The 23578-nt window shown below is 65.0% G+C and carries 24 protein-coding genes; 7 read left to right on the top strand and 17 right to left on the bottom strand.

The features are described 5' to 3' along the window. Positions 1–188 precede the first annotated feature (188 nt). Both L2I41_RS20620 and L2I41_RS20615 read left to right on the top strand, forming a co-directional pair. Positions 189–758: a helix-turn-helix domain-containing protein gene (locus L2I41_RS20620; protein ID WP_237155513.1), complete on the top strand. Its 570-nt coding sequence runs from the start codon at positions 189–191 to the stop codon at positions 756–758. A 99-nt stretch (positions 759–857) separates the two neighbouring features. Beyond that, on the top strand, positions 858–1895 hold the full coding sequence (locus tag L2I41_RS20615; RefSeq protein WP_237155512.1) for a threonine aldolase family protein: 1038 nt from the start codon (positions 858–860) through the stop codon (positions 1893–1895). A 44-nt stretch (positions 1896–1939) separates the two neighbouring features. Here L2I41_RS20615 and L2I41_RS20610 read toward each other — a convergent pair whose 3' ends face one another. Then, positions 1940–3136, bottom strand: a complete 1197-nt coding sequence (locus L2I41_RS20610; RefSeq protein ID WP_237155511.1) for an MFS transporter — start codon at positions 3134–3136, stop codon at positions 1940–1942. A gap of 108 nt (positions 3137–3244) precedes the next feature. Here L2I41_RS20610 and L2I41_RS20605 point away from each other — a divergent pair, with 108 nt between their 5' ends. After that, positions 3245–4135 carry a LysR family transcriptional regulator gene (locus L2I41_RS20605; RefSeq protein WP_237155510.1) on the top strand — a complete coding sequence of 297 codons (891 nt, stop codon included), beginning with the start codon at positions 3245–3247 and terminating at the stop codon, positions 4133–4135. Positions 4136–4206: 71 nt separating this feature from the next. Then, positions 4207–5607, top strand: coding sequence for an esterase-like activity of phytase family protein (locus tag L2I41_RS20600; RefSeq protein WP_237155509.1), 1401 nt, complete (start codon positions 4207–4209; stop codon positions 5605–5607). A 51-nt stretch (positions 5608–5658) separates the two neighbouring features. On the opposite strand, the gene L2I41_RS20595 is transcribed toward L2I41_RS20600, so the two are convergent. Further along, entirely contained in the window at positions 5659–6516 is an 858-nt protein-coding gene (locus tag L2I41_RS20595; protein ID WP_237155508.1) for an aromatic ring-hydroxylating oxygenase subunit alpha, read from the bottom strand. A gap of 141 nt (positions 6517–6657) precedes the next feature. On the opposite strand from L2I41_RS20595, the gene L2I41_RS20590 reads away from it, so the two are divergent. Genes L2I41_RS20590 through L2I41_RS20580 form a run of 3 tightly spaced genes read left to right on the top strand, consistent with a single transcriptional unit; the run spans position 6658 to position 8161 of the window. Continuing rightward, positions 6658–6876, top strand: coding sequence for a hypothetical protein (locus L2I41_RS20590; RefSeq protein ID WP_237155507.1), 219 nt, complete (start codon positions 6658–6660; stop codon positions 6874–6876). Then, positions 6873–7535, top strand: coding sequence for a Rieske 2Fe-2S domain-containing protein (locus tag L2I41_RS20585; protein ID WP_237155506.1), 663 nt, complete (start codon positions 6873–6875; stop codon positions 7533–7535). The genes L2I41_RS20590 and L2I41_RS20585 overlap by 4 nt, the downstream gene beginning before the upstream one ends. After that, positions 7535–8161: a glutathione S-transferase family protein gene (locus tag L2I41_RS20580; RefSeq protein ID WP_313791156.1), complete on the top strand. Its 627-nt coding sequence runs from the start codon at positions 7535–7537 to the stop codon at positions 8159–8161. Before L2I41_RS20585 ends, L2I41_RS20580 begins: the two co-directional genes overlap by 1 nt. A 9-nt stretch (positions 8162–8170) precedes the next feature. Here the strand turns inward: L2I41_RS20580 and L2I41_RS20575 are convergent, their stop codons facing one another. From L2I41_RS20575 to iolE, 15 genes are all read right to left on the bottom strand, one after another. Then, entirely contained in the window at positions 8171–8566 is a 396-nt protein-coding gene (locus L2I41_RS20575) for a VHL beta domain-containing protein (RefSeq protein WP_237155505.1), read from the bottom strand. A gap of 203 nt (positions 8567–8769) precedes the next feature. After that, a complete protein-coding gene (gene glpK / locus L2I41_RS20570; RefSeq protein WP_237155504.1) occupies positions 8770–10260 on the bottom strand; it encodes a glycerol kinase GlpK in 1491 nt (496 codons plus the stop codon). Positions 10261–10290: 30 nt separating this feature from the next. Continuing rightward, positions 10291–12024, bottom strand: a complete 1734-nt coding sequence (locus L2I41_RS20565) for a flotillin family protein (RefSeq protein ID WP_237155503.1) — start codon at positions 12022–12024, stop codon at positions 10291–10293. 58 nt (positions 12025–12082) lie between these two features. After that, complete coding sequence (locus L2I41_RS20560) at positions 12083–12679, bottom strand: OB-fold-containig protein (protein ID WP_237155502.1); 597 nt, start codon at positions 12677–12679, stop codon at positions 12083–12085. 176 nt (positions 12680–12855) lie between these two features. Beyond that, complete coding sequence (locus tag L2I41_RS20555; RefSeq protein ID WP_237155501.1) at positions 12856–14592, bottom strand: ABC transporter substrate-binding protein; 1737 nt, start codon at positions 14590–14592, stop codon at positions 12856–12858. Between the two features lie 85 nt (positions 14593–14677). After that, entirely contained in the window at positions 14678–14959 is a 282-nt protein-coding gene (locus L2I41_RS20550) for a DUF2160 domain-containing protein (RefSeq protein WP_237155500.1), read from the bottom strand. Between the two features lie 13 nt (positions 14960–14972). Beyond that, positions 14973–15842, bottom strand: coding sequence for a carbohydrate ABC transporter permease (locus tag L2I41_RS20545; RefSeq protein WP_237155499.1), 870 nt, complete (start codon positions 15840–15842; stop codon positions 14973–14975). Continuing rightward, a complete protein-coding gene (locus L2I41_RS20540; protein WP_237155498.1) occupies positions 15842–16708 on the bottom strand; it encodes a carbohydrate ABC transporter permease in 867 nt (288 codons plus the stop codon). Before L2I41_RS20540 ends, L2I41_RS20545 begins: the two co-directional genes overlap by 1 nt. After that, entirely contained in the window at positions 16705–17778 is a 1074-nt protein-coding gene (locus L2I41_RS20535) for an ABC transporter ATP-binding protein (RefSeq protein ID WP_237155497.1), read from the bottom strand. Before L2I41_RS20535 ends, L2I41_RS20540 begins: the two co-directional genes overlap by 4 nt. Before the next feature lie 10 nt (positions 17779–17788). After that, positions 17789–18868: an ABC transporter ATP-binding protein gene (locus L2I41_RS20530; RefSeq protein ID WP_237155496.1), complete on the bottom strand. Its 1080-nt coding sequence runs from the start codon at positions 18866–18868 to the stop codon at positions 17789–17791. 50 nt (positions 18869–18918) lie between these two features. Beyond that, positions 18919–20442 (bottom strand): glycerol-3-phosphate dehydrogenase, encoded by a 1524-nt coding sequence (gene glpD, locus L2I41_RS20525; RefSeq protein WP_237155495.1) that lies wholly within the window; start codon positions 20440–20442, stop codon positions 18919–18921. Between the two features lie 453 nt (positions 20443–20895). Continuing rightward, positions 20896–21693 carry a 5-deoxy-glucuronate isomerase gene (iolB, locus tag L2I41_RS20520; protein WP_237155494.1) on the bottom strand — a complete coding sequence of 266 codons (798 nt, stop codon included), beginning with the start codon at positions 21691–21693 and terminating at the stop codon, positions 20896–20898. Then, on the bottom strand, positions 21694–21993 hold the full coding sequence (locus tag L2I41_RS20515) for a helix-turn-helix domain-containing protein (protein WP_237155493.1): 300 nt from the start codon (positions 21991–21993) through the stop codon (positions 21694–21696). Continuing rightward, a complete protein-coding gene (locus L2I41_RS20510) occupies positions 21990–22334 on the bottom strand; it encodes a type II toxin-antitoxin system RelE/ParE family toxin (protein ID WP_237155492.1) in 345 nt (114 codons plus the stop codon). The genes L2I41_RS20515 and L2I41_RS20510 overlap by 4 nt, the downstream gene beginning before the upstream one ends. A 116-nt stretch (positions 22335–22450) precedes the next feature. Beyond that, positions 22451–23332 carry a myo-inosose-2 dehydratase gene (gene iolE / locus L2I41_RS20505; RefSeq protein WP_237155491.1) on the bottom strand — a complete coding sequence of 294 codons (882 nt, stop codon included), beginning with the start codon at positions 23330–23332 and terminating at the stop codon, positions 22451–22453. Between the last annotated feature and the right edge of the window lie 246 nt (positions 23333–23578).

Raw genomic sequence — 23578 nt, 5'->3', positions numbered from 1 at the left:
TTTGACAACAGGCCGCCGCGTTCCCGTCCGGGGCGCGGCGGCTTTGATGCGTGACGAGCTGTGCCGGTAGCTGAGGGGATCGTGGCAGGCGATCCGATCCCGCCGTGCCCCTTGTTTCACTCCGAAAGCCTGCCATAGATTGCCCGCACATATTCGCCGCCAAACACCCGGCGCAGGGAGCAATCGTCATGGCCGATGAGACTGGATCACCGCAGATCGGGCCGCTGGTACAGCAGATCCGCAAGCGGGCCGGCTTGACGCTCGACAGCCTCGCCTCGCTCTCCGGCGTCTCGCGCTCCATGCTGTCGCAGATCGAGCGCGGGCAGACCAATCCGACACTGGCCACCGTCTGGGCGCTGGCCAACGCGCTGCGCGTCGACATGTCCGAGCTGATCGGCGCCCGCAAGGTGCAGGAGCGGCAGGGGCATATCGACATCGCCAGCCCCACCTTCACGCCGGAGATCCGCACCGAGGATGGCCTCTGCGTCCTGCGGATCCTGAGCCCGGCCGAGCGGGCCGACAGCCTCGAATGGTATGAGCTGCGCATTTCCCCCGGCGGCAGCTTGCGCTCTGCGGCGCATGCGCCTGGCGCGCGCGAACACCTCACCGTGCTGGATGGCCAGCTCGACGTGCTCTCCGGTGCCGAGCGTGCGTCCGTCGTCGCCGGCGCCACCGCCCGATATCACGCCGATGTGGCGCATGAGATCGCCAACCCCGGCGATCAGCCGGCCCGCGCCTTGCTCATCGTGATCTCTTGACTGGATATTCCAATTTATTGGACATGATTTCCTGTATAGTGTATTTCTGCGCTCACGAAGGTGGACGCCCTTTCGCGTCGCCGCACAGTGAGACCGATCATGACGCAGGATGCCCAGCAGTTCGCCAGTGACAATTACGCCGGAATCTGTCCGGAAGCCTGGGCGGCGATGGGTGAGGCGAACATGGGGTCGGCGCGCGCCTATGGCGACGACGTGTGGACCGCTCGGGCCGCCGATGCCTTCCGCAGCCTGTTTGCCAGCGATTGCGAGGTGTTCTTTGTCTTCAACGGCACCGCCGCCAACTCGCTGTCACTGGCCGCCATCTGCCAGTCCTATCACAGCGTCATCTGCTCGTCGGCGGCGCATGTGGAGACCGACGAATGCGGCGCGCCCGAGTTTTTCTCCAACGGCCTCAAGCTGTTGGCCGCGCAGTCGGCCGACGGCAAGCTGACGCCGGAGGCGATCCGTGCGCTCGCCACCGCCCGCACCGACATCCACTATCCCAAGCCGCAGGCGGTGACGATCACCCAGCCCACCGAGACCGGGCTCGTCTATACGATCGACGAGATCAAGGCCATCGCCGCCACCTGCCGCGAGTTCGGCCTCAGCCTTCACATGGATGGCGCGCGCTTTGCCAATGCCTGTGCCAGCCTCGGCTGCACGCCCGCCGACATCACCTGGAAGGCCGGCGTCGACGTGCTGTGTTTCGGTGGGACCAAGAATGGCATGGCGGTCGGCGAGGCGATCCTGTTCTTCAACAAGGCGCTGGCGACCGACTTCGACTATCGCTGCAAGCAGGCCGGACAGCTGGCCTCGAAGATGCGCTTCCTCGCCGCCCCCTGGGTTGGCGTTGTGGAGAGCGGCGCCTGGCTGCGCAATGCCGCCCATGGCAATGCCTGCGCCCGTCGTCTGGCCGAGGGCATAGCCGGCTTGCCCGGCGTCGAGCCGATCTTCCCGGTTGAAGCCAATGCCCTGTTCCTGAAAGCGCCCGAGCCGGTCCTCGACGGTTTGCGCGCGGCCGGCTGGCGTTTCTACACCTTCATCGGTGGCGGCGCCCGCTTCATGTTCGCCTGGGACACCGATCTGGCCCGCGTCGATCAGCTGATCGCCGACATCAGGGCGGCTGCGGTTGCCTAGCACTACAGTTGCAGACCGGCATCACAGATATTGCAATTGTAGTGCTAGCGCAGCTGGCGGCCGTTGAGCGCTGCCAGCGCCAGCAAACCGGCGAGCAGCAGCAGGATGCCGTTCCAGCCCAGTGCCTGCCAGAACAGGCCGCCAATGGTGCCGGCAACGCTGGCGCCGACATAGAAGGCGATCTGGTAGAGCGCCGTCGCCTGTGCCCGGGCAGTGCGGGCGCGCCGTCCCACGTGGCCGACGGCCACCGAATGGGCGCCGAAGAAGCCCAGCGTGAACAGCAGCGTGCCTGTGCCCAGCAGCCAGAAGGTTGGCGCGGCGGTCAGGGCGAGGCCAAGCGCCATTACCGCGATCGCGCCTACATGGACCCGTGCCGCGCCCAGCCGGTCGCTGAGCTTGCCCGCTTCCACCGCCGCGTAGGACGAGGGCAGGAACACCAGCGAGATCAGCCCCACCACCGACTGGTTGAGGCCGAAGGGCGGTGCCAGCAGACGAAAGCCGAGAAAGTTGAAGAAGGCAACGAAGCAGCCCATCAGCAGGAAGCCGGCGATGAAGGCGGGCGTCAATCCGGGGGCCGTCAGGTGGCGGCGATAGTTGCCGAGCACGGTGGCCAGATCCAGACGGATCGGTCGGAAATGCCGTGATGGCGGCAGCCAAAGCGCCATGACCGCCGTGGCGGCGAGCGACATCAGGCCGATGGCCGCCACCGGCCAGCGCCAGTCCATGTGTTCGGCGGCGACGCCGACACTGAGGCGCGCGATCATGCCGCCCACCGAGTTGCCTGCGAGCACGAGGCCGATGGTCTGCCCAAGGCTCGCCGGTTCCATTTCCTCGGCGAGATAGGTGAGGTTGATGGCGGTGATGCCGCCGAGCAGCAGGCCGAGCACCGCTCTTGCGGCAATCAGCAGGTGCCAGTTTGGCGCCAGCGTCGTCGCGATCAGCATCACGCCCGCGGCCGTCATGGAGGCCAGCATCACCGGCTTGCGGCCGATCGCGTCGGAGAGCGGGCCGGCGAAGACGAGGCCAATGGCCAGCGTTACCGTGGTCACCGTCACCGACAGGCTGGCGGCGGCCGGCGACAGGCTGAAGCTGTCCGCAAGGATCGGCAGGATCGGCTGCATGCAGTAGAGCGCGGAAAAGGCCGAGAAGCCCGAGAGGATCAGGGCGATGCACAGGCGTGCGAAGCCGGGCGTGGCGGTGGAGATCTTGGAGGAGGCGGAGACTTCGCCGACGGCGGACATGGACGCAGAACCTGGGGCAACGGGAACCATGTCAGCGCTTCTATTGCGCTTTGCGCCATTGCAAAATTATAATGTGAGCATTGCTTCCATAACAAGATTGTATGGATCATGGATCTCGACCGCCTCAAGACCTTCCTGTGTGTCGCCGAGTCCGGCTCGCTCAGCGCCGCCTCCGATCTGTTGCGCATCGCCCAGCCGGCGCTGTCGCGCCAGATCCGGCTGCTGGAGGATGAGGTCGGCCAGAGCCTCTTCGTCCGGTCGCGGCGCGGCATGGACCTCACCGCTGCCGGGACGGAGCTGCAGGCTCGCGTCTCCGGTCTCGTGCGTCAGCTCGAACAGAGCTTCGAGGATGTGCGCGCCTTTGCCGACCGGCCGCGCGGTCAGGTGACCATCGGCATCGTGCCGACGGTGGCCGCCATCGTCGCCGAGTCGCTGGCGCTCACCGTGCTGCGCGACTATCCCGACGTGCGCCTGCGCTTCGTCGAGGGCTACACGGGCCATGTGCTCGACTGGCTGCACCACCGCGATGTGGATCTGGCACTGATCTACGGCCCGGCCTCCGAACTGCACATGCACGCCGAACCGGTGCAGACCGACGAACTCCTGTGCGTCGGTCCGGCCGATCATCCGGCGCTGGCGGGGCCGGTCGCCGTTGCCGATCTCGGCCGCTGGCCGTTGGTGCTGCCGGGCCAGCCGCACGGCCTGCGCCTGATCGTCGATCGCGCCGTCGAGCATGACGGGCTGCAGGCGCATGTGGTGGTCGAAGCCACGTCCTTCCTCACCATCCTCAATCTGGTGGCTGCCGGAATCGGCCTCACGGTGCTGCCGCGCTCGATCGTCAGCCGCTTTGCCAGCTCCGACCGCTTTGCGTCGCGCTCCTTCGCGCCACCGCTCAGCCGGCAGGTTGTCCTGGCCCAGCCGCATGGTCTCAGCCCCTCGCGCGCTGTGCAGGTGGTGGCGCCCATTCTGGCGCGTGAGGCGGCGCGGCTGTTGGCGTGAGCTTCACATGATCGTCAAGCGATGGGCCTAAGCCTGTGGGTCTTCCCGTCCCTTGTTTCGGAGGCAACCCCATGAGACTGCAGGCCCTGTTCCTTTCCGTTGCCGTCGCCGCCCTTGGCGTTTCGGCGGCGCCGCTCCTTGCATCCGATCTGCCGGTCAACGCCGGTCTGGTGGCGTCCGGCAGCTTGCCGGCCAATCTGAAGGACGGCTTCGGCGAGACCTTCGGTTCCGGTTCGGGCATGGCCGCGATCGACTGGAAGAAGACCGACACCGGTTACGCCGGCACCTTCCTGCTGCTGCCCGATCGTGGCTACAACGTGGAGGGCACCACCGACTACCAGACCCGCATCAACACGCTGTCGATCGCCTTCCCGGCGCCGGCTGCCGGCAATGCCGCCGAGGCGACGCTGAAGCTTGAGGCGACGGTGAAGTTCACCGACAAGACCGGCAAGAACCTGAGCGGCCTCGATCCCGTCGCCATCAACACCGCCAATGGCGTCGATCTGCCGGGCGCGGCCACCGGTGCGGTCAGCCTCGACCCCGAGGCGGTCGTGCGTCTGCCGGACGGCTCGCTGATGGTGTCCGATGAGTATGGCCCGGCCATCTATCACTTCTCTGCCGAGGGCAAGATGCTGTCGGCCACTTTGCCGCCGCAGGCCATCCTGCCCATGCGCAAGGGCGCCGTGAATTATTCGTCCAACAATCCTGCCAACGGTGGGCCGAAGCCGGACCCGGAAGATCCGGAGACCGGGCGTCAGAACAATCAGGGCTTCGAGGGCATGGCCTATGATCCGGCCGCCAAGACGCTGACGGTGGTGCTGCAGAGCGCCACCCGTCAGGACGGCGGTGACAAGAAGTCGACCCGTCGCAACACGCGCGCCCTGGTCTATGACGCGGCCAATCCCGATTCCCTGACGCTCAAGGCCGAGTATGTCGTGCCGCTGCCGACCTTCAAGGACGGCGAGGGCAAGACACTGGTGGCGGCTGAGAGCGAACTTGCCATCCTGCCCGACGGTCGCTACCTGCTGCTCAGCCGCGACAGCAACAACGGTTGGGGCGTCAAGGGCGAGACCTCGCTCTATCGCCGCCTTGATCTGCTCGACGTCTCCGGCGCCACCAATATCGCCGGTACCGAGTTCGACGGCCTGAAGCCGGTGGCGCCCAAGGGCGAACTCGACGCCTCGGTCAAGCCGGCGACCCTCACCACCGTCATCGACATCAACGACAATGCCGAGCTGGCCAAGGCCGGCCTGCACAATGGCGCGCCGCATGACGCGACCGACCTGTCGGAAAAGTGGGAATCGGTGGCCGTTGTGCCGGCGCTCGACGACGCGCATCCCAAGGATGTGTTCGTGCTGATCGCCAATGACAACGACTTCCTGACCACCGACGGCTTCCAGGCGGGCGCTGCCTACAAGGAAAAGACCGACGTCGACACGCGCGTGCTGGTCTACCGTCTCTCGATCAACTGACGATGGTTGATCCGGCGCTGTGACCCCGCAGCGCCGGACGTCCCTTCTATCTCAGGCGGCCGCCTCTTCCATTGAGGTGGTGCCGTATTTCACGCCCTTCTCCTTCAGCCAGCGGCGATAGGCGATGGAGGATGCGTCGGCGCGCGTCGGGATCTCGAGGCGCGCTTCCAGCGGCAGCAGCACCGGGCGCTGGTTTTCCAGGATGATGCGGTCCTGCAGGAAGATCATCTGCTGGAACTGCACCAGCGCTGCCGTGCTGCTCACGTCGTCGATCAGGAACATGATCGGATGCGCCCGGCAGCGATCCGGATCGAGCGGCTGCACGAACAGGCAGATCAGGTCGTCCCGATTGTCCGAGTTCGGCGAACTCTTGTAGAGCAGCGTGTTGAACGGCGTCGGCACCCGATAGACATAGCCCACATCGGCGCCGTCCGCCGACGACAGCGCCGCCTGCGGCTGGAAGAAGCTGCATTCGGTGGCCCAGACCTCGTCCACATCTCGGCGGATCTCCGCCTTGTAGTGCTTGACCTCGGTATGCGGTTCGGCCCCCAGCACATTGGTGTGCACGAAGGGGAAATGCGCCATGTCCAGGAAATTCTCGATGATGCGCAGGCCCGACGCCTTCACCGCCACCACGCCGCAATTGACCGTGCGCCGGTCGGGCTCGTCCGCTTCCGGGATGTCGAAGACCTCGCCGGTGGGAGCGCCCAGGGTCGTCCAGACGAAGCCGTAACGCTGGCGGACGGGCAGGGCGCGCCCGCCGGCGGTCACCGTGATTCCGCCCTCTGATATCTTCTCCACCATGAGATCCGTGCCCAGCAGCCGGTTGGCGCTCACGCCCAAGGGCAGGTCCGCGGCGGTGGCGATCACATACCAGCTGTCCAGTGTGGCCTTGTCGATGGCGACCATTGGCGACTCCTTCCGTGCAAGGCGGGGCTTGCGGTTTTCACGTAGCTCCGTCTAGATTGACCAAAAATCGTGCGAGGTCAAATTTTGGTCGCCTCTGGTTTGCTGTCTCCGTCCCTGCCGGCCACGAATGCCACAAGATTCGTGTTTTCTGGTGCCCTGGTGCCGGAGAGTTTCCGCGCTTTCGCCGAACATCGCGCCGCCCGGCTCGATCTCGGCCTCGCGGTCGGCCCTCTGTCGGCCGCGCTTGCCGAGGTCGCCGTCACCGGCCCCGAACCGCTGGTCGATGCCTTCGAGATGGCTTGCAGCCTCGGCCCCTCCGATTGCCTGATCCTCGACGTTGCCAGGAGTTCCGCCCCATGAGTCTTGTTCCTGTGTCGTTGTCGGCCGATCTCGATGCGGGGGCCGTCACGGGCATTCGCGTTGCCGGTCAGGATCTCGTGCTCTGGCGCGACGAAGCCGGCGTCGCCCATGCCTGGGACGATCGCTGCCCGCATCGCGGCATGCGCATGAGCTTCGGCTTCGTGCGGGGTGGCAGCCTCAACTGCCTCTATCACGGCTGGCAATATGGCAAGGACGGTCAGTGCAGCCGCATCCCGGCGCATCCGGACCTTGAAGTTCCCAAGACCATCCGCATCCCGAGCTTCCCTGTGATCGAGCGGGCCGGCATCGTCTGGGTCTCCACCGCCCCCGATGCCAGCCTCGCGCTTGCCGATCCTGGCCCGGTCACGCCCTTGCGCAGCCTGCGCCTGCCGGTGTCGCTCGCGGTCGCGCTGAACGCGCTGAAGGCCCTCCCGACGCCCGACGCCGGCGGCACCGTCTGGACTGCCGTTGATGACGCCACCGGCTTTCTCACCGTCGGCCCGCATCGCCTTCTGGTGGCCTGTCACGAAAGCGGCCCGAACGCTGTCGCCTTGCATGTCGTCCTGCTGGGCGAGGCCGACGCCGCGACCCGCGTGGCTCTCTCGCGCTGGCTTGCCGCTGTGCGTCTTTCCCTTGCTAGCGCCGAGGAGGCGGCCTGATGGCGATCACCCTCTACGATCATGAGCTTGACGAGGATTGCTACCGGCTGCGCCTCTTGGCCGGCTTCCTCGGTCTGGACTACACGCGCGTGGCCGTCGGCGTTCAGCCCGGCCATCCGGTGCTGCTGCCCGCTGGCGTTGCCGCCGATCTGCCCGGTCGTTTGCCGGTGCTCGACGCAAACGGCCTGACCTTGGTCGGCGCTGCCGCCGGCCTTGCCTTTCTGGCGCAGTCCCACGACCCGGCCCAGCGCTGGTTGCCCGTCGCTCCCGATCTCTTCGGCCCGGTGATGCAATGGCTCGCCTTCAGTGCCGGCCCGCTGGCGGCGGCGGTGGCGGCGCGCCGCTCGGCCCTGTTCGGCCTCGGCGATCCGCAGGCTCTGGTGCCGGCCGCCGTTGCAGCCCTTACCGCCATGGAAGATCACATGGTGCTGCGCGGTCATGCCGATCAGGAGTGGTTCGTCGGCGACAGGCCGACGCTGGCCGATGTCGCCCTGTTTCCGTCCTTCGCCCTGTCGCGCGATTTCGGCGTCGAGCACGACGCCTTTCCGGCCCTGCGCAAATGGCTGCGTCGCTTCCGTCAGATCGAGGGATTCCGCGTCATGCCGGGCATCCCCGATTACGCCTGAGCGAAATCCTCAGAAGTCGCACTGGTCGGCGTTGAAGCCGAGGCCGGCGTCATTGACGACATGCAGATTGCACCCGTTCTGATCTGGTGCGCTGATCGGCCCCAGGCATTCGGGGCCTTCTTCGGTGTAGACCTCGACCACCCAGTTGTGGCCGACATAGGTCTTGAAGCCGGTGTTCTCATAGGGTTGCAGCAGACCGTAGTCCTTGAGGCCGCCGTTGAAATCCACCCAGAGCAGCCGCATGGCATAGTTGGTGTCGTTGTGGAAGGCGATGCGCGACTGCCAATCGGTGCCGGGCGAGGGCGCGAAGTTGGCTTGGCATTCTTCCCCTCGCGCGGATCCAAGGCCGGTCAGCAGCAGGGCAATGGTCAACGCGGACCGTAGCGGGGCAGGGCAAGCGATCATCTGAAATTCCTTTGGGCGCGAGCAACTGGGGGCCGGGGCGCGGTGGCGCACGCCGGCGGATCGAGGCCATATCGGATAATGGTCTTTTGTTATCAGTAACTTATCAATGCCGCTTAGATGTATCGGCGGATTCGGGCGGCATGATGGCTTGGCCCATCACGCCGCCGGTCTCCTCGTCTCGCGTGCGCGTTGCGATCGCAAGCTCACCGCTTGGTCAGCGTCCGCTGCACGGCGTCCTGCCAGCCAGCCAGCTTGCCCCTGCGCACGGTGTCGTCCATGGACGGCGTGAAGCGTCGGTTGAGCCGCCAGCTCTTGGCGAACCCCTCCTGATCGGGCCAGACGCCGGCGCCGAAGCCGGCGAGCCAGGCGGCGCCCAGCGCGGTCGTCTCCAGCACCACCGGGCGATCGACCGGAGCGTCCAGGAGATCGGCGAGGCGTTGCATGGTCCAGTCATTGGCCACCATGCCGCCATCGACGCGCAGCACGGTGGTGCGGGCGCCGGTCCAGTCCTTCTGCATGGCCGAGAGCAGGTCGTGGGTCTGGTAGCAGACCGCTTCCAGGGCCGCGCGCGCGATCTCTTCCGGGCCGGTGCCGCGCGTCAGGCCGAACAGCGCGCCGCGCGCCTCGGCGTCCCAATAGGGCGCGCCCATGCCGGTGAAGGCCGGTACCAGGTAGACATTCTGGTTGGGATCGGCCGCGTCGGCCATGGCGCCGGTCTGGTCGGAGCGCTGGATGATCTTCAGCCCGTCACGCAGCCATTGCACGGCCGCGCCGGCCACGAAGATCGAACCTTCCAGCGCATAGGTGGTCTTGCCGCCGAGCTGGTAGGCGATGGTGGTCAGCAGGCGGTTGGAGGAGGGCACGAAGTCGGCGCCGGTGTTGAGCAGTGCAAAGCAGCCCGTGCCATAGGTCGACTTCAGCATGCCCGGCTCGAAGCAGGCCTGCCCCACGGTGGCCGCCTGCTGGTCGCCGGCGATGCCGCGGATCGGGATGGTCGCGCCGAAGATCGATACGTCGGTCGATCCGAAGTCGGCCGAGGAGTCCTTCACCTCCGGCAGCAGCGCGCGCGGAATGTTCAGGAGCTTCAGCAGCTCGTCGTCCCACTCGCCGGTGCGGATGTTGTAGATCAGCGTGCGCGCTGCATTGGTGGCATCGGTGGCGTGCACCTTGCCACCGGTCAGCCGCCACAGCAGGAAGCTGTCCACGGTGCCGAAGGCCAGCTTGCCCGCTTCCGCCTGCGCCCGGGCGCCCGGAACATGGTCGAGCAGCCAGGCAATCTTGGTGCCGGAGAAATAGGGGTCGAGCAGCAGGCCGGTCCTGGCGCTGAAGGTGGGCTCATGGCCGTCGGCCTTCAGTTTCTGGCAGAAGTCCGAGGTGCGGCGGTCCTGCCAGACGATGGCATTGTGGATCGCCTTGCCGGTCTGACGGTCCCAGATCACCGTCGTCTCGCGCTGGTTGGTGATGCCGATGGCGGCGAGGTCCGAGGCCGAGACCTTGGCACGCGCCAGCGCAAACTGCATGGTCTCGACCGTGGTCTGCCACAGGTCCTCCGGATCATGCTCGACCCAGCCGGAATTGGGGAAATGCTGGGCAAACTCCTGCTGGCCGACGCCCTTGACGTGATACTCGTCGTCGAAAACGATCGACCGGGTCGACGTGGTGCCCTGGTCGATGGCCAGAATGTAGGATGTCATTTCAGCATTTCCTCCCTGTTCAGGACCGGGTCATGCGCCCGGCTTGGATGGTGATGGACTGGACGGTGCCGGCGCGTTGGCGGCGCCTAGGATCTGGTCCACCGGATTGGCGGCGGGCGCGAATCCGGCTTCGGTCAGGAGCTTGTCGATCATCGGCGCCTGGGCGCGATAGGCCAACAGTGCGCCGAGCAGGTTGTCGGGGATCGAGCCCGTGCCACCACCGCCGCCGCCGCCTGCCGTGCCCGACTGGCCGCCGCCAAAGGCCGTGCCGCCCATGTCGATGATCTTGACATCGCCGATCTTTTCCAGCGGGCGCACGCTTTCGGCCAGAGCCGCGGGAATGATCTTCAGCCGTTCCTTGGTGATCTCGAACTCGATGATCTCCTTGGCCAGCGTATTGCGGGCTTCGTTGAGCTTGCGCTGGCCTTCGGCGTCCACCTCATAGGTCCTGGCCTGAGCGTCGGCGCGGATCAGCGTGGCATCGGCATCAGCCTTGGCGACGATGCGCACGGCTTCTGCCTTGTCCTCGGCGGCGAACTTTTCGGCTTCGGCAGCCACGGTGACGGCAGTCGCCTGCTGTTCGGCGTCGCGCTTGGCGGCGATGACGGCGATCTGGCGCTCGCGTTCTGCGATGGCGACTTCTCGGGCGGTGACGACGCTTTCCTCGGCCGAGGTCGCCTTGGCGCGCGCCTCTTGGGCCAGCGCGCGGGCTTCCGACTCCGCCCGCGAACGCTCGGCGATGGCAATCTGGCGATCCTGGTTGGCAAGCTCGACGTCGCGCTTCTGCGCGATCATCAGCGTTTCCGCCTCACGATCGGCCTCGATCTTGCGCTGGGAAATGGCGAGGGTCGAGGCAATGTTGGCCTGTTCCTGAACGCGCTGGGCCTCGGCCTTGCGTTCGGAAATGGCCTGCTCCGACGCGATGCGGGCCTCTTCCTCGAAGCGGCGGGCTTCGGCCTCGCGCTGGGCGGCAGCGGCGCGGGTCTCCGCCGTCTTGTTGACGATGTCGCGTTCCTGGTTCAGCTCCGCCTCGCGCTTGGTCAGTTCAACGGCGAGCGTCTGCTTGCGGGCTTCGAGATCCTGTTGGGCGATGGCGACTTCAGTGGCGCGCACCACTTCGTTGCGCTCGCGCTTGCGCGCTTCGATGATGCGGGTCAGGGTCGCCAGACCTTCGGCGTCGAAGGCGTTGTTGGGATTGAAATATTGCGTGTCGGTCTGGTCGAGCTTGGTCAGCGACGCCGCTTCCAGTTCCAGGCCGTTGAGTTCGAGATCGTTGGCGACGGTGGTCTGCACAGCGCGCACGAAGTCGGCGCGCTTTTCCTGCAGGTCGGCCAGCGTCATGGTCGCGGCGACAGAACGCAGGGCGTCGACGAACTTGGCTTCCACCAGTTCGCGCAACTGGTCGGCGTGCATGGTGCGCTCGCCGAGCGTCTGCGCGGCCAGCGCGATCGACTGGGCGTCGGGCTTCACGCGCACGTAGAACTCGACGCCGATATCGACGCGCATGCGGTCCTTGGAGATCAGCGCGTCGGCGGCAGAGCGCGCCACGTCGAGGCGGAGGGTCTGCAGGTTGACCCAGGCAATCGCCTGAAAGATCGGCAGGATCACCGAGCCGCCGTCCAGCACGATCTTCTGCCCGCCGAGGCCGGTGCGCACATAGGCGCGGTCCTTCTCGGCCCGGCGATAGAGGGTGGAAACGACAAATCCGATGCCCGCGATCAACAGCAGGATCAATGAAATCGGAAACAGCAATGTGGTCAGCATGTTCAACCCCTCAACAGCACTTGGTCGAAAAACTCATTCCAGTCGCGGCGCTGGTCTGTCAATCCGTGATTGGCTTGACGCGAAACTCACGTCCCTGGCTGGTTGTGATCCTCACTTGAGTTCCGACCGCGATGTCATCGAAGCCGTCGTCGGGTCTGACGCGCAGATAATGGGTGTTGCCGAAGGGGTCGACGACGCGGACGCGGCCAACATACGCGCCGGTCAGCGGGCCGACCGTCACCACCCCGTCCTTGCCGATGAAGTCGCCGTCGTCGAGGGCGTAGCTCTCGTCGCGCGGCCAGAAGCGGCCGAGCATCTGGCCGGAGGCGCGCACCACGGGAATGGTCACGACAGCAGAGGCAAAGGTGGCGATCGATTGCGGCATGGGGCCGCTGAACGACAAGGCCAGCCCCTGCAGCACGTAGCCGGTGGCGGCGAAGACGCCGAGCGCCAGCATGATCAGGATCAGCAACGGCACGCGGCCAGCGTTCAGCCAGCCGAGCGTTCCCTCGGCAAAGTCGATGCCGTCGGCGCCGAACCAATGGCTCGGAGCCGAGCCGGCGAAGGTGCCGACCATCTCGATCAGCACAAGCGCCATCAGCACGCCCGCCGCGATCGCGAAAGGCTGAAAGGGTTGGGAAATCAGAATGTCCATGCGCCCCTCTTGGCCTGCGCGTATGTTTCCGCGCAGTCGCGGTGCGCAAGACGAAGGCAAACATAGGATGCCCGGGAGCATTCGCAAGTGTGTTACCCCTGCCAGTTGCAGGAAGGGCTACCAATTGGAAAAGGGAGGCGGTTGCCCGCCTCCCTCGTGATCGGTGCAGGCAGGTCTTACTTCTGCCAGCTCTTCACCAGCTCATCATAGTTGACGGTGACCGGCGTTTCCTTCTCGTTGGCCAGCGGCAGCTGCGGGGCGAGGTTGCCCTTGGCGACGGCGTCGGCGTTCCAGTAGGCGAGGTCATGCTCTTCGGCGAGCTTCGGGCCGATGTCGCCCTGCACGCCGGCCTTCTCGAGGCGGCCGAGCACCTTTTCCTGGTCGGCGCAGAGCGCGTCCATGGCTTCCTGCGCGGTCTTGGCGCCCGACGAAGCGTCGCCGATGTTCTGCCACCACAGCTGGGCCAGCTTCGGATAGTCAGGAACATTGGTGCCGGTCGGGGTCCACTGCACGCGGGCCGGCGAGCGGTAGAACTCGATCAGACCGCCGAGCTTGGGAGCGCGTTCGGTGAACGACTTGTCCTGGATGGTCGATTCACGGATGAAGGTCAGGCCGACGTGGCTCTTCTTGACGTCAACCGTCTTGGAGTCGACGAACTGGGCGTAGAGCCAGGCGGCCTTGGCGCGGTCGACCGGGGTCGACTTCATCAGGGTCCACGAACCCACGTCCTGGTAGCCGAGCTTCATGCCTTCCTTCCAGTAGGAGCCATGCGGCGAGGGGGCCATGCGCCACTTCGGGCTACCGTCGGCGTTCACGACCGGCAGACCGTCCTTGACCATGTCGGCGGTGAAGGCGGTGTACCAGAAGATCTGCTGGGCGATCTGGCCCTGGGCGGGCACCGGGCCGGCTTCACCGAACACCATGCCTTCGGCTTCCGGCGGCGAATACTTCTTCAGCCAGTCGATGTACTTGTTGATCGAGTAGACGGCGGCCGGGCCGTTGGTGTCGCCGCCGCGGGCGACGCAGGAGCCGACCGGACGGGAGTTCTCGTCGACCTTGATGCCCCATTCGTCAACCGGCTTGCCGTTCGGGATGCCCTTGTCGCCGTTTCCGGCCATGGACAGCCAGGCGTCGGTGAAGCGCCAGCCGAGCGAGGGGTCCTTCTTGCCGTAGTCCATGGAGCCATAGACCTTGGTCGGGCCACCCACATAGCTCATGTCGCGGCCGGTGAAGAACTCGGCGATGTCCTCATAGGCCGACCAGTTGACGGGAACGCCGAGGTCGTAGCCATACTTGGCCTTGAAGTCGGCCTTGGTCTTCTCGTCGTTGAACCAGTCGTAGCGGAACCAGTAGAGGTTGGCGAACTGCTGGTCCGGCATCTGGTAGAGCTTGCCGTCCGGCGCGGTGGTGAAGGACGTGCCGATGAAGTCCTTGATGTCGAGGCCGGGGTTGGTGACGTCCTTGGCTTCGCCGTCCATCCAGTCGGTCAGGTTGCGCACCTGGCCGTAGCGCCAGTGGGTGCCGATGAAGTCGGAGTCGTTGATGTAGCCGTCGTAGATGTTCTCGCCGGTCTGCATCTGCGTCTGGATCTTCTCCACGACGTCGCCTTCGCCGATCAGGTCATGGGTGACCTTGATGCCGGTGATGGCGGTGAAGGCCGGGGCCAGCACCTTGGACTCATATTCGTGCGTGGTCAGCGTCTCGGACACCACCTTGATTTCCATGCCGGCGAACGGCTTGGCGGCGTCGACGAACCACTGCATTTCCTTTTCCTGATCGGCGCGCGACAGCGTCGACAGGGTGCCAACTTCCTTGTCCAGGAATGCCTTGGCCTCGTCCATGCCTGCGTAGGCCGGCATCAGGCCCATGGCGAGGATCGACAGAGCCGATCCGGTCAAAAGCTTCAAACGCATGAGTTTCCTCCCAGAAACCAGAGTGAAGTCAATTCCATCCGGTCGCGCATCCTCTTTGCGCGACTGGATTCCCCCATTGACTGTCTCAGACGTAGCGGAACACCAGAACGGCGTAGACGACTGAGACTGCCAAAGCCCACCAGAGGTTCGGCCCCATGAAGGCGAGCCAACCCAAGTGAATGAATGCGCTGCCGAGCAGCGAAACGAAGAGGCGGTCGCCGCGCGTCGTTTCGAAGCGCAGCACGCCGACCCGCGGCGAACCGCCGGGCACGAAGTATTCCCAAACGCTCATGCCGATCAGCATGGTCAGAATGGTCAGGAAGAAGATCGCTGTCGGCCAGGTCCAGGCCATCCATGACAGGTCCATGTGAGGCCTCCTCTCAGACGCGGCCCAGGGCGAAGCCCTTGGCGATGTAGTTGCGGACGAAGTAGATCACCAGGGCGCCGGGGATGATGGTCAGGGCGCCGGCGGCGGCCAGAACACCCCAGTCCATGCCGGCCGCCGAGACGGTGCGCGTCATGATGGCGGTGATCGGCTTGGCGTCCGTGGTGGTCAGGGTGCGGGCGATCAGGAGCTCCACCCACGAGAACATGAAGCAGAAGAAGGCGGCGACACCGATGCCGGAGGCGATCAGCGGCATGAAGATCTTCACGAAGAACTTCGGGAAGGAATAGCCGTCGATATAGGCGGTCTCGTCGATCTCGCGCGGCACGCCGGAGATGAAGCCTTCCAAGATCCATACCGCCAGCGGCACGTTGAACAGGCAGTGGGCGATGGCCACCGCGATATGCGTGTCGATCAGGCCCAGCGAGGAATAGAGCTGGAAGAAGGGCAGGGCGAACACGGCCGGCGGCGCCATGCGGTTGGTGAGCAGCCAGAAGAACATGTGCTTGTCGCCGAGGAAGCGGTAACGCGAGAAGGCGTAGGCCGCCGGCAGCGCCGCGGTGATCGAGATCACCGTGTTGAGCACCACGTAGATGATCGAGTTCACATAGCCCATGTACCAGGAGGGATCGGAGAAGATCACCTCGTAATTGCGCAGCGTCGGCGCTTCGGGCCACAGCGAGAACACGCCGGTGATCTCGGTGTTGGTCTTGAAGCTCATGTTGACGAGCCAGTAGATCGGCAGCATGAGCAGGACGATGTAGATCGTCGGTACCAGCCAGGACAGGCGTCCGGAGTTGCTCGAGCGCACCGTCCCGATGGTCACGGGCCGTTCGGCCCTTGCGGTGTTGGCGACGGCGGACATCAGTTGGCCCCCTCGGAGTTGGTCATGACGGTGTAGAAGATCCAGCTCAGCAGCAGGATGATCAGGAAGTAGATGATCGACATGGCCGCGGCCGGACCGAGGTCGAACTGCCCGATCGCCATCTTGACGAGGTCGATCGACAAGAAGGTCGTCGAGTTGCCCGGACCGCCGCCCGTCACCACGAAGGGCTCGGTGTAGATCATGAAGCTGTCCATGAAGCGCAGCAGCACGGCGATGGTCAGAACGCGCTTCATCTTGGGCAGCTGGATGTAGCGGAACACGGCCCAGCGCGACGCGCCGTCGATCTTGGCGGCCTGGTAATAGGCGTCGGGAATGGCCGACAGACCGGCGTAGCAGAGCAGGGCGACGAGGCTGGTCCAGTGCCACACGTCCATGGCCACCACGGTCGCCCAGGCGTCGATCGGGTCCTGTACATAGTTGTAGTCAAGGCCGAGGGCGGCGAGCGTGTGACCGAGCAGGCCGATGTCGACGCGGCCGAACACCTGCCAGATGGTGCCCACCACGTTCCAGGGAATGAGCAGGGGCAGCGCCATCAGCACGAGGCAGACCGACACGCCCCAGCCCTTCTTGGGGATGGTCAGGGAGATACCGATCCCCAGAGGGATTTCGATGGCCAGGATGATCAGCGAGAAGGAGAGGTTGCGGACGAGCGCCGCATGGAAGCGCTCGGACGTCAGCGTGTCGACGAACCAGTCCGTCCCGTTCCAGAAGAACTCGTTGTTGCCGAAGGTATCCTGAACCGAATAGTTCACCACCGTCATCAGCGGAATGATCGCCGAGATGGCCACCAGCAGGAACACGGGCAGCACCATGAACCAGGCTTTGTTGTTCCAGGTCTTGTTCATTGGCGCGCCTCCACCAGGTGGCTGTCGAGATAGACGTTGAGACGGGAGGTATCGAAGACGGCACGCGGTTCGGCCGGCACCGGCGTGCCCTCGGGCAGCACGGCGTTGACTTCATGGGCACCAAGGCGCGTGCGGACGATGCGGTAGCGGCCGATGTCCTCGACGGCGCTGACCTTCACCGGCACGCCGTCATTGCCGTGCACCAGCTTGACGAACTCCGGGCGGATGCCGAGTTCGGTCTTGCCGGAGAGCTCCGCATAGGGCGCGCGCAGCGCGATCTCATGCTCGCCCACCGAGGCCTTGTCGCCGGCAACCTTGGCCGGCAGCACGTTCATGCCGGGCGAGCCGATGAAATAGCCCACGAAGGTGTGCTTGGGCTTTTCGAACAGATCGGCGGGCGTGCCGATCTGGACGACCTCGCCCTCGTACATCACCACCACCTTGTCGGCGAAGGACAGGGCTTCGGTCTGGTCGTGGGTCACGTAGATCATGGTGTGGCCGACGCGCTTGTGCAGATGCTTGAGCTGCGAGCGCAGCATCCACTTCATGTGCGGGTCGATCACCGTCAGCGGCTCGTCGAACAGGATGGCGTTGACGTCCGAGCGCACCACGCCGCGGCCGAGCGAGATCTTTTGCTTCTCGTCGGCGGTCAGGCCCTTGGCGCGCTTCTTCAGCATCGCCGTCAGGCCGATCATCTCGGCGGTTTCCTTGACGGCACGTTCGACTTCGCTTTCCGGAATACCGCGATTGCGCAGCGGGAAGGCGAGGTTGTCGTGCACCGTCATGGTGTCGTAGATCACCGGGAACTGGAACACCTGGGCGATGTTGCGCGCTTCTGTCGGCAGGCGGGTCACGTCCTTGTCGCCGAACAGCAGGCGGCCCTTGGACGGGGTCAGCAGGCCGGAGATGATGTTGAGCAGCGTGGTCTTGCCGCAGCCGGACGGGCCGAGCAGGGCATAGGCGCCGCCGTCATTCCACACGTGATGGACTTCGCGCAGGGCATAGTCCGTCGGCTTCTGCGGGTTGGCCTTGTAGGAGTGGGCGATGTGATCGAGCGTGATGCGGGCCATCGGTCCCTCCTCAGGCGGCTGAGGCGGGAGCTGAGGCCAGCTTGCCCGTCTGATCGAAGATGAAGAAGCGCTCGGGGTCGACATAGACGGTGATCGTCGTGTCGACGTCGAGGTTGCGCACGCCCGGCACCAGCGCCACCCAGCGGCTGTCGGCCACGTCCACGTGGACGAAGCTTTCCGAGCCGGTGATCTCGGTGATCGCCACGCGGCCCTGGGTCGCGGTGCCGGTGCTGCCCTGGGCATCGAGATAGAGGTGATGCGGGCGGAAGCCGATGGTGTAGCGCCCGTCCGGAAGGGCTGCCTGCTTCGGCGTGGCCGGGAAGGACACGCCACCGGTGTGGCGGAACTCCGAGCCGCGCTTGTCGACGGTGATGATGTTGAGCGGCGGATCGGAGAAGGTCTCCGCCGTGATCAGGTCGGCCGGGCGGTTGTAGACGCCGATGGTCGAGCCGAACTGGGTCAGCCGCCCGAGGCTCAGGCAACCGGTATTGCCGCCCAGCAGCAGGGCTTCCATGGGTTCGGTGGTGGCGTAGACGAAGATGGCGCCGGTCTCGGCGAAGATCTTCGGCAGCTCGGCGCGCAGTTCCTCGCGCAGCTTGTAGTCGAGATTGGCGAGCGGCTCGTCGAGCAGCACCAGGCCGGCTTCCTTGACCACGGCGCGTGCGAGCGCGGTGCGCTGCTGCTGGCCGCCGGACAGCTGCAACGGAGTCTTGTCGAGATGCTCGGTCAGGCGCAGCAGTTCGGCTGCCTTGCCCACCTTGGCCTTGATCACCGCGTCCGACGCGCCCTGAATGCGCAGCGGCGAGGCGATGTTCTCATAGACCGTGAGCGTCGGATAGTTGATGAACTGCTGGTAGACCATGGCGACGTTGCGCTTCTGCACCGGCACGCCCACCACCGAAACGCCGTCCATGCGGATATCGCCTGCGGTCGGCTTGTCCAGCCCGGCCATCAACCGCATCAGGCTGGTCTTGCCCGATAGCGTCGGGCCCAGCAGGACGTTGAGCGAGCCCTTCACCAACGTCATCGTGACGTCGGTGATATGGGTCTCCGCGCCCACCTGTTTTGTAACACCTACCAGTTCAAGCATTGTCTCCCCCCGACCACTTGACCGCCTTTCCTCCTCAGGAAAAGGCCTTCTCAGGCACGCTTTCGGTCAAGCTCCTGGTCGCTTACGTAATTTCGAATGAACTCATCCAGTTCGCGCGCCGCCTCCGCGGTCACGCGCAGTCCCAGCTTCGTCCGCCGCCACAGGAGATCCTCGGCGCTCCTCACCCATTCGCGATCGCAGAAATAACGGACCTCCGCTTCCGTCAGCCCTGCGCCGAATGTGCGACCCAGATCGGCGTCCGACCGGGCACTGCCGAGAATGTCGCGAACCCTCGTCCCTTGGTTGCGGCAAATCCGATGAATAGTTGCTTTTTGAATGTGTGGGAAGGCACGGATAGTGTTTTCCACCAAGGTAGCAAACCCGGTCTCAGGAAAATCACCGCCTGGCAGCGGCAGCGTGCCGCTCCACGATCCGCCCTTGGCGCCGAGTTCGGCCTCCACCAGCTCCAGCACGCTTTCGGCCAGACGCCGATAGGTGGTGATCTTGCCGCCGAAGACGTTGATCATCGGCGCGGTTCCAGGCGCTCCGTCGCGCTTGAGCACATAGTCGCGGGTCGCTTCCTGCGCCTTGCTGGCGCCGTCGTCGAACAGCGGGCGGACGCCGGAATAGGTCCACACCACGTCGTCGGTCGTCAGCTGGCGCGAGAAATATTCGTTGGCCGCGTCGATCAGGTATTTCGTTTCGCTTTCGGTAATTTTCACCTTGGCCGGATCGTCCTTGTAGTCCCGGTCGGTGGTGCCGATCAGCGTGAAGTCATCCTCATAGGGAATGGCGAAGATGATGCGGTTGTCGGCATTCTGGAAGATGTAGCAGCGGTCATGCTCGTAGAGGCGCGGCACCACGATGTGCGAGCCCTGGACGAGGCGCACGTTGCGGGCATCGTTGTTGCCGACGGCATTGGTCAGCACCTGGTCGACCCATGGGCCGGCGGCGTTGATCACCATGCGGGCGCGCACCAGGCGGGTTGCGCCGCTATCCACGTCCGTCAGCGTCACCGCCCATTCCTTGCCCTCGCGCACGGCCGAGGTGACCGCGGTGCGGGTCAGCACGGTGGCGCCGCGGTCGGCGGCGTCGCGGGCGTTCAGCGCCACAAGGCGGGAATCCTGCACCCAGCAGTCCGAATATTCGAAGGCTTTCCGATAGTTGCCCTTGAGCGGCTTGCCGGCGGCATGGCTGCGCAGATCCAGCGTCCGGGTCGCCGGCAGCAGCTTGCGGCCACCGAGGTTGTCGTAGAGGAACAGGCCGAGGCGCAGCAGCCAGGACGGGCGCAGGCCCTCATGATGGGGCAGCACGAAGCGCAGGGGCCAGATGATGTGCGGCGCCATGCGCCACAGCACTTCGCGCTCCTGCAGCGCTTCGCGCACCAGACGGAACTCGTAATGCTCGAGATAGCGCAGGCCGCCGTGGATCAGCTTGGTGGAGGCCGAGGACGTGCCCGATGCAAGGTCGGCCTTTTCGGCGAGCAGCACGGAGTAGCCGCGCCCGACAGCGTCGCGCGCCACGCCGCAGCCGTTGATGCCACCGCCTATGACCAGAAGATCCACGTCCGCCATCGAAGGCTCTCTCCCTTGTTGCGCCGCAATGTTTGCCTCGCGCTGCAACATTTATATTTCATTTCCCTATTGGGGATAATGCATACCGAAACCAAATCGAAACTCAAGCGAAAAAATCGAGAGCCATACGAAAGGTTATCTGAAGGTGGGGAGAGTCTGTGGAATCCTTTTGCCGGCAAAATCACTAAGGCGTTGATCCGCCCTCGACTCTCCGGCTTTTCCGGCTGAATGTTTTCCGGAGGCCGCAAACGCGCATAGCGTGTTTCGGATCGCCGCTGGAGGCCCATTGCGCGACTTCGTGAGCGCGGCGCGCCCTCCTGATTTTCACCGATCCGCAGAACGTGTCGCCCCGCAGCGTCTCGCGGGCGCCGAGTCTCCTGTTGCGATGCAGCAAAAAAGCCCGCCGCGGGGCGCGACGGGCTTTCTTGTGTCTCGTGTGCGGAGGGCCGGGTCTCAGGCCTTCAGCAGCCACTCGTGCTCGGGCGCGTTGTGGAACTTCCAGATGCGCGTCGGGCCGGCCATGACGTTGAGATAGTAGTTGTCATAGCCATGGATGGTCGCCACCGGGTGATAGCCCTTGGGCACCAGCACCACGTCGCCGTCCTCGGCCGCCACTGCCTCGTCGAGGCTGCGGTCGTCGGTATAGACGCGCTGGAAGGCCCAGCCCTGCGGCGGGTTCAGGCGGTGGTAATAGGTCTCTTCCAGGAAGCTCTCGTGCGGCAGGTTGTCCTGGTCGTGCTTGTGCGAGGGATAGGACGAGGTATTGCCCGCCGGCGTGATCACCTCCACCACCAGCAGGCTGTCGGCCGGCTCCCATTCGGGCAGGATGTTGGTGACATGGCGGGTGTTGTTGCCCTTGCCGCGCGTCTCCTGATGCAGGCCGTTCGGATCGATGTAGCGGGCAGGGCGGCTCATGGCGGCACCCGGCGCGCTGCAGACGGCCAGCGTCACCTCGGTCTCCGCCGTCACCGACCAGTCGGCACCTGCCGGCACATAGACCGAATGCGGCTTGCCCTCGAAGGGGCTTGTGCGCTCGCCGATGACGCCGAAGTCCTGGCCGGCGCCGCTCACCTTCGCCTTGCCGGAGATCAGCACGAGGCAGACCTCGCGCGTCCCCGTCGCTGCCGCGTGGCTCTCGCCGGCACCGAGCTTGATCAGGTCGAAGCCCACATAGGTCCAGCCGGCGCTCTGAGGCGTCACCGAAACCACCTTGCCGCGGTTCCCCGCCGGCTTCACAAGCAGCTTAGACATTCAGATATCCACCAGTTCAATTCGTAGGGTTTTGCCGACGGCTCGGGCCGCGCGCTCGAGCGTTTCAAGCGAGACGGACACATTCTCCGGATCGAGCACCCGATCGATCTGCGTCCGGCTGGTTCCAACCGTTTCCGCCAGAGCGCTCTTGCTCATGGCGCGCGTCTTGCGGGCTGCGTCGATCTGAAAGGCAAGGACGCGCTTGATCGCTTCGCCATAGACTTCTTCGCGCTGGCCGGTCTCGGTCAGCATGTCTTCCAGCGATCCGCCGAGCGCGCCGCTGTCGATCGTGTCCGTCATGATGACCTCCGCCGTAACTCCGCCTGCCGGCCTCTCGCCAAGGCAATGTCCGCGTCCTGGCGCCCCTTGCCCTGCTGCCCATGCAGCAATACGAGCACCTGGGCCTCGACGCACACGTAGACCCTGACTTCCACCTTTCCGTCTCGAATGGTCGAGCGGATCTCGTGCAGCCCGCCACCGAGCGGCCGGCACACCGGCATGCCCACAGGCCAGCCAAACTCCACCGTGGCGATATCCTGTCCGACGATCTTGCGATCTTCGCCAGGCAGGCCGAGCAGAAAATCTCTGACCGGCTCGCGGCCGCCCTCGGTTTTGAAGAAACGGGCAATCAAGCGCTTCATGCGGACTGTACCTTAAAAGGTGCATTTTCAGCAAGAAGATCTTGGAACTTCATGCCGGGAGGCTGTTGAAGTGCCTCCCGGCAATCATGGCGCGAAATTTACCGCGGTGGCAACGCTTACTTCAGCCCGCCTTCTTTCAGGAAGCGGTTGAGGTTGTTGAAGCCCATGGTGACGTATTTCTTCGGGTTGGCCTTCTCGGGGTCCTGTTCGGCCTCGATCACCACCCAGCCGGAATAGCCCGGCACGGACTTGAAGACGTTGACATAATCCACCTTGCCGTCGCCCGGCACGGTGTAGACGCCTTCGACCACGGCGTCGAGGAAGGACCAGTTCTCGGCGGCAGCCTTCTTGGCCACTTCATCGCGCACGTCCTTGCAGTGGATGTGGCCGATGCGGCCGGCATACTTCTTGGCAACGCTCACCGCGTCACCGCCGGCCCAGGTGATGTGGCCGGTGTCGAGCAGCAGTTTCACCGCCGGGCCGGTGCCGGTCATGAAGCGGTCGACTTCCTCTTCGGTCTGCACCACCGTGCCCATGTGGTGGTGGTAGACCAGCTGCAGGCCGAAGCCCTTCACCAGCTCGGCAAAGCGCGTCATGCGCGGCAGGAACACGGCCCATTCGGCGTCGGTGAGCACCGGGCGGGTCGACAGCGGGGCCGACTTGGTGCCGTGCACCGTGCGGGTGCATTCGCAGACGATCAGCACCTCGGCGCCGGCTTCCTTGCGCCACTTCAGGTCTTCCTGCGCGGCGGCGAATTCGGCGTCGGCATCGCGCTCCAGCAGGAAGGTCGAGTACCAGCCGGAGACGAACACCATGCCATACTCGGCCAGCTTGGCCTTGAGGGCCGGGCCGTCGGAGGGCATCTTGTGGCCCTTTTCCATGCCCTCGATCCCGATCTCGGAGGCTTCCGAGAGGCAGGTTTCCAGCGGAATATTGCCGCCGATCTCATGCATGTCGTCGTTGGACCAGCAGATCGGATTGGCGCCGATACGGATCATCTTGTCTGCTCCTTGTTGGAGGCGAGCACGCGTTGGCTCCCTCACGAATTTCACGAGGCGAGCAAAGCGCTCGCAAGGCTTTAGCGGGTACCCCCCTCTCCAACTCTCCCCCTCAAGGGGGGAGAGAGGACCGCTTGCTTCCAATCAGAACCTGGAAAGTCGTGCTCTGATCAGCTCAACCAACTCTCTCCCCCCTTGAGGGGGAGAGTGGGAGAGGGGGGCAGCATGGGATCGAGATGTCCTGGG

The organism is Oryzibacter oryziterrae (assembly GCF_021864535.1).
Lineage (GTDB): Bacteria > Pseudomonadota > Alphaproteobacteria > Rhizobiales > Pleomorphomonadaceae > Pleomorphomonas > Pleomorphomonas oryziterrae.
This window is presented reverse-complemented; position numbering and strand designations above follow the sequence as displayed.

Bases quoted from the DNA above. Each gene is read 5' to 3' on its own strand.
- L2I41_RS20620 (WP_237155513.1), top strand. From the start codon at position 189: ATGGCCGATGAGACTGGATCACCGCAGATCGGGCCGCTGGTACAGCAG.
- L2I41_RS20615 (WP_237155512.1), top strand. From the start codon at position 858: ATGACGCAGGATGCCCAGCAGTTCGCCAGTGACAATTACGCCGGAATC.
- L2I41_RS20610 (WP_237155511.1), bottom strand. From the start codon at position 3,136: ATGTCCGCCGTCGGCGAAGTCTCCGCCTCCTCCAAGATCTCCACCGCC.
- L2I41_RS20605 (WP_237155510.1), top strand. From the start codon at position 3,245: ATGGATCTCGACCGCCTCAAGACCTTCCTGTGTGTCGCCGAGTCCGGC.
- L2I41_RS20600 (WP_237155509.1), top strand. From the start codon at position 4,207: ATGAGACTGCAGGCCCTGTTCCTTTCCGTTGCCGTCGCCGCCCTTGGC.
- L2I41_RS20595 (WP_237155508.1), bottom strand. From the start codon at position 6,516: ATGGTCGCCATCGACAAGGCCACACTGGACAGCTGGTATGTGATCGCC.
- L2I41_RS20585 (WP_237155506.1), top strand. From the start codon at position 6,873: ATGAGTCTTGTTCCTGTGTCGTTGTCGGCCGATCTCGATGCGGGGGCC.
- L2I41_RS20580 (WP_313791156.1), top strand. From the start codon at position 7,535: ATGGCGATCACCCTCTACGATCATGAGCTTGACGAGGATTGCTACCGG.
- L2I41_RS20575 (WP_237155505.1), bottom strand. From the start codon at position 8,566: ATGATCGCTTGCCCTGCCCCGCTACGGTCCGCGTTGACCATTGCCCTG.
- glpK (WP_237155504.1), bottom strand. From the start codon at position 10,260: ATGACATCCTACATTCTGGCCATCGACCAGGGCACCACGTCGACCCGG.
- L2I41_RS20565 (WP_237155503.1), bottom strand. From the start codon at position 12,024: ATGCTGACCACATTGCTGTTTCCGATTTCATTGATCCTGCTGTTGATC.
- L2I41_RS20560 (WP_237155502.1), bottom strand. From the start codon at position 12,679: ATGGACATTCTGATTTCCCAACCCTTTCAGCCTTTCGCGATCGCGGCG.
- L2I41_RS20555 (WP_237155501.1), bottom strand. From the start codon at position 14,592: ATGCGTTTGAAGCTTTTGACCGGATCGGCTCTGTCGATCCTCGCCATG.
- L2I41_RS20550 (WP_237155500.1), bottom strand. From the start codon at position 14,959: ATGGACCTGTCATGGATGGCCTGGACCTGGCCGACAGCGATCTTCTTC.
- L2I41_RS20545 (WP_237155499.1), bottom strand. From the start codon at position 15,842: ATGTCCGCCGTCGCCAACACCGCAAGGGCCGAACGGCCCGTGACCATC.
- L2I41_RS20540 (WP_237155498.1), bottom strand. From the start codon at position 16,708: ATGAACAAGACCTGGAACAACAAAGCCTGGTTCATGGTGCTGCCCGTG.
- L2I41_RS20535 (WP_237155497.1), bottom strand. From the start codon at position 17,778: ATGGCCCGCATCACGCTCGATCACATCGCCCACTCCTACAAGGCCAAC.
- L2I41_RS20530 (WP_237155496.1), bottom strand. From the start codon at position 18,868: ATGCTTGAACTGGTAGGTGTTACAAAACAGGTGGGCGCGGAGACCCAT.
- glpD (WP_237155495.1), bottom strand. From the start codon at position 20,442: ATGGCGGACGTGGATCTTCTGGTCATAGGCGGTGGCATCAACGGCTGC.
- iolB (WP_237155494.1), bottom strand. From the start codon at position 21,693: ATGTCTAAGCTGCTTGTGAAGCCGGCGGGGAACCGCGGCAAGGTGGTT.
- L2I41_RS20515 (WP_237155493.1), bottom strand. From the start codon at position 21,993: ATGACGGACACGATCGACAGCGGCGCGCTCGGCGGATCGCTGGAAGAC.
- L2I41_RS20510 (WP_237155492.1), bottom strand. From the start codon at position 22,334: ATGAAGCGCTTGATTGCCCGTTTCTTCAAAACCGAGGGCGGCCGCGAG.
- iolE (WP_237155491.1), bottom strand. From the start codon at position 23,332: ATGATCCGTATCGGCGCCAATCCGATCTGCTGGTCCAACGACGACATG.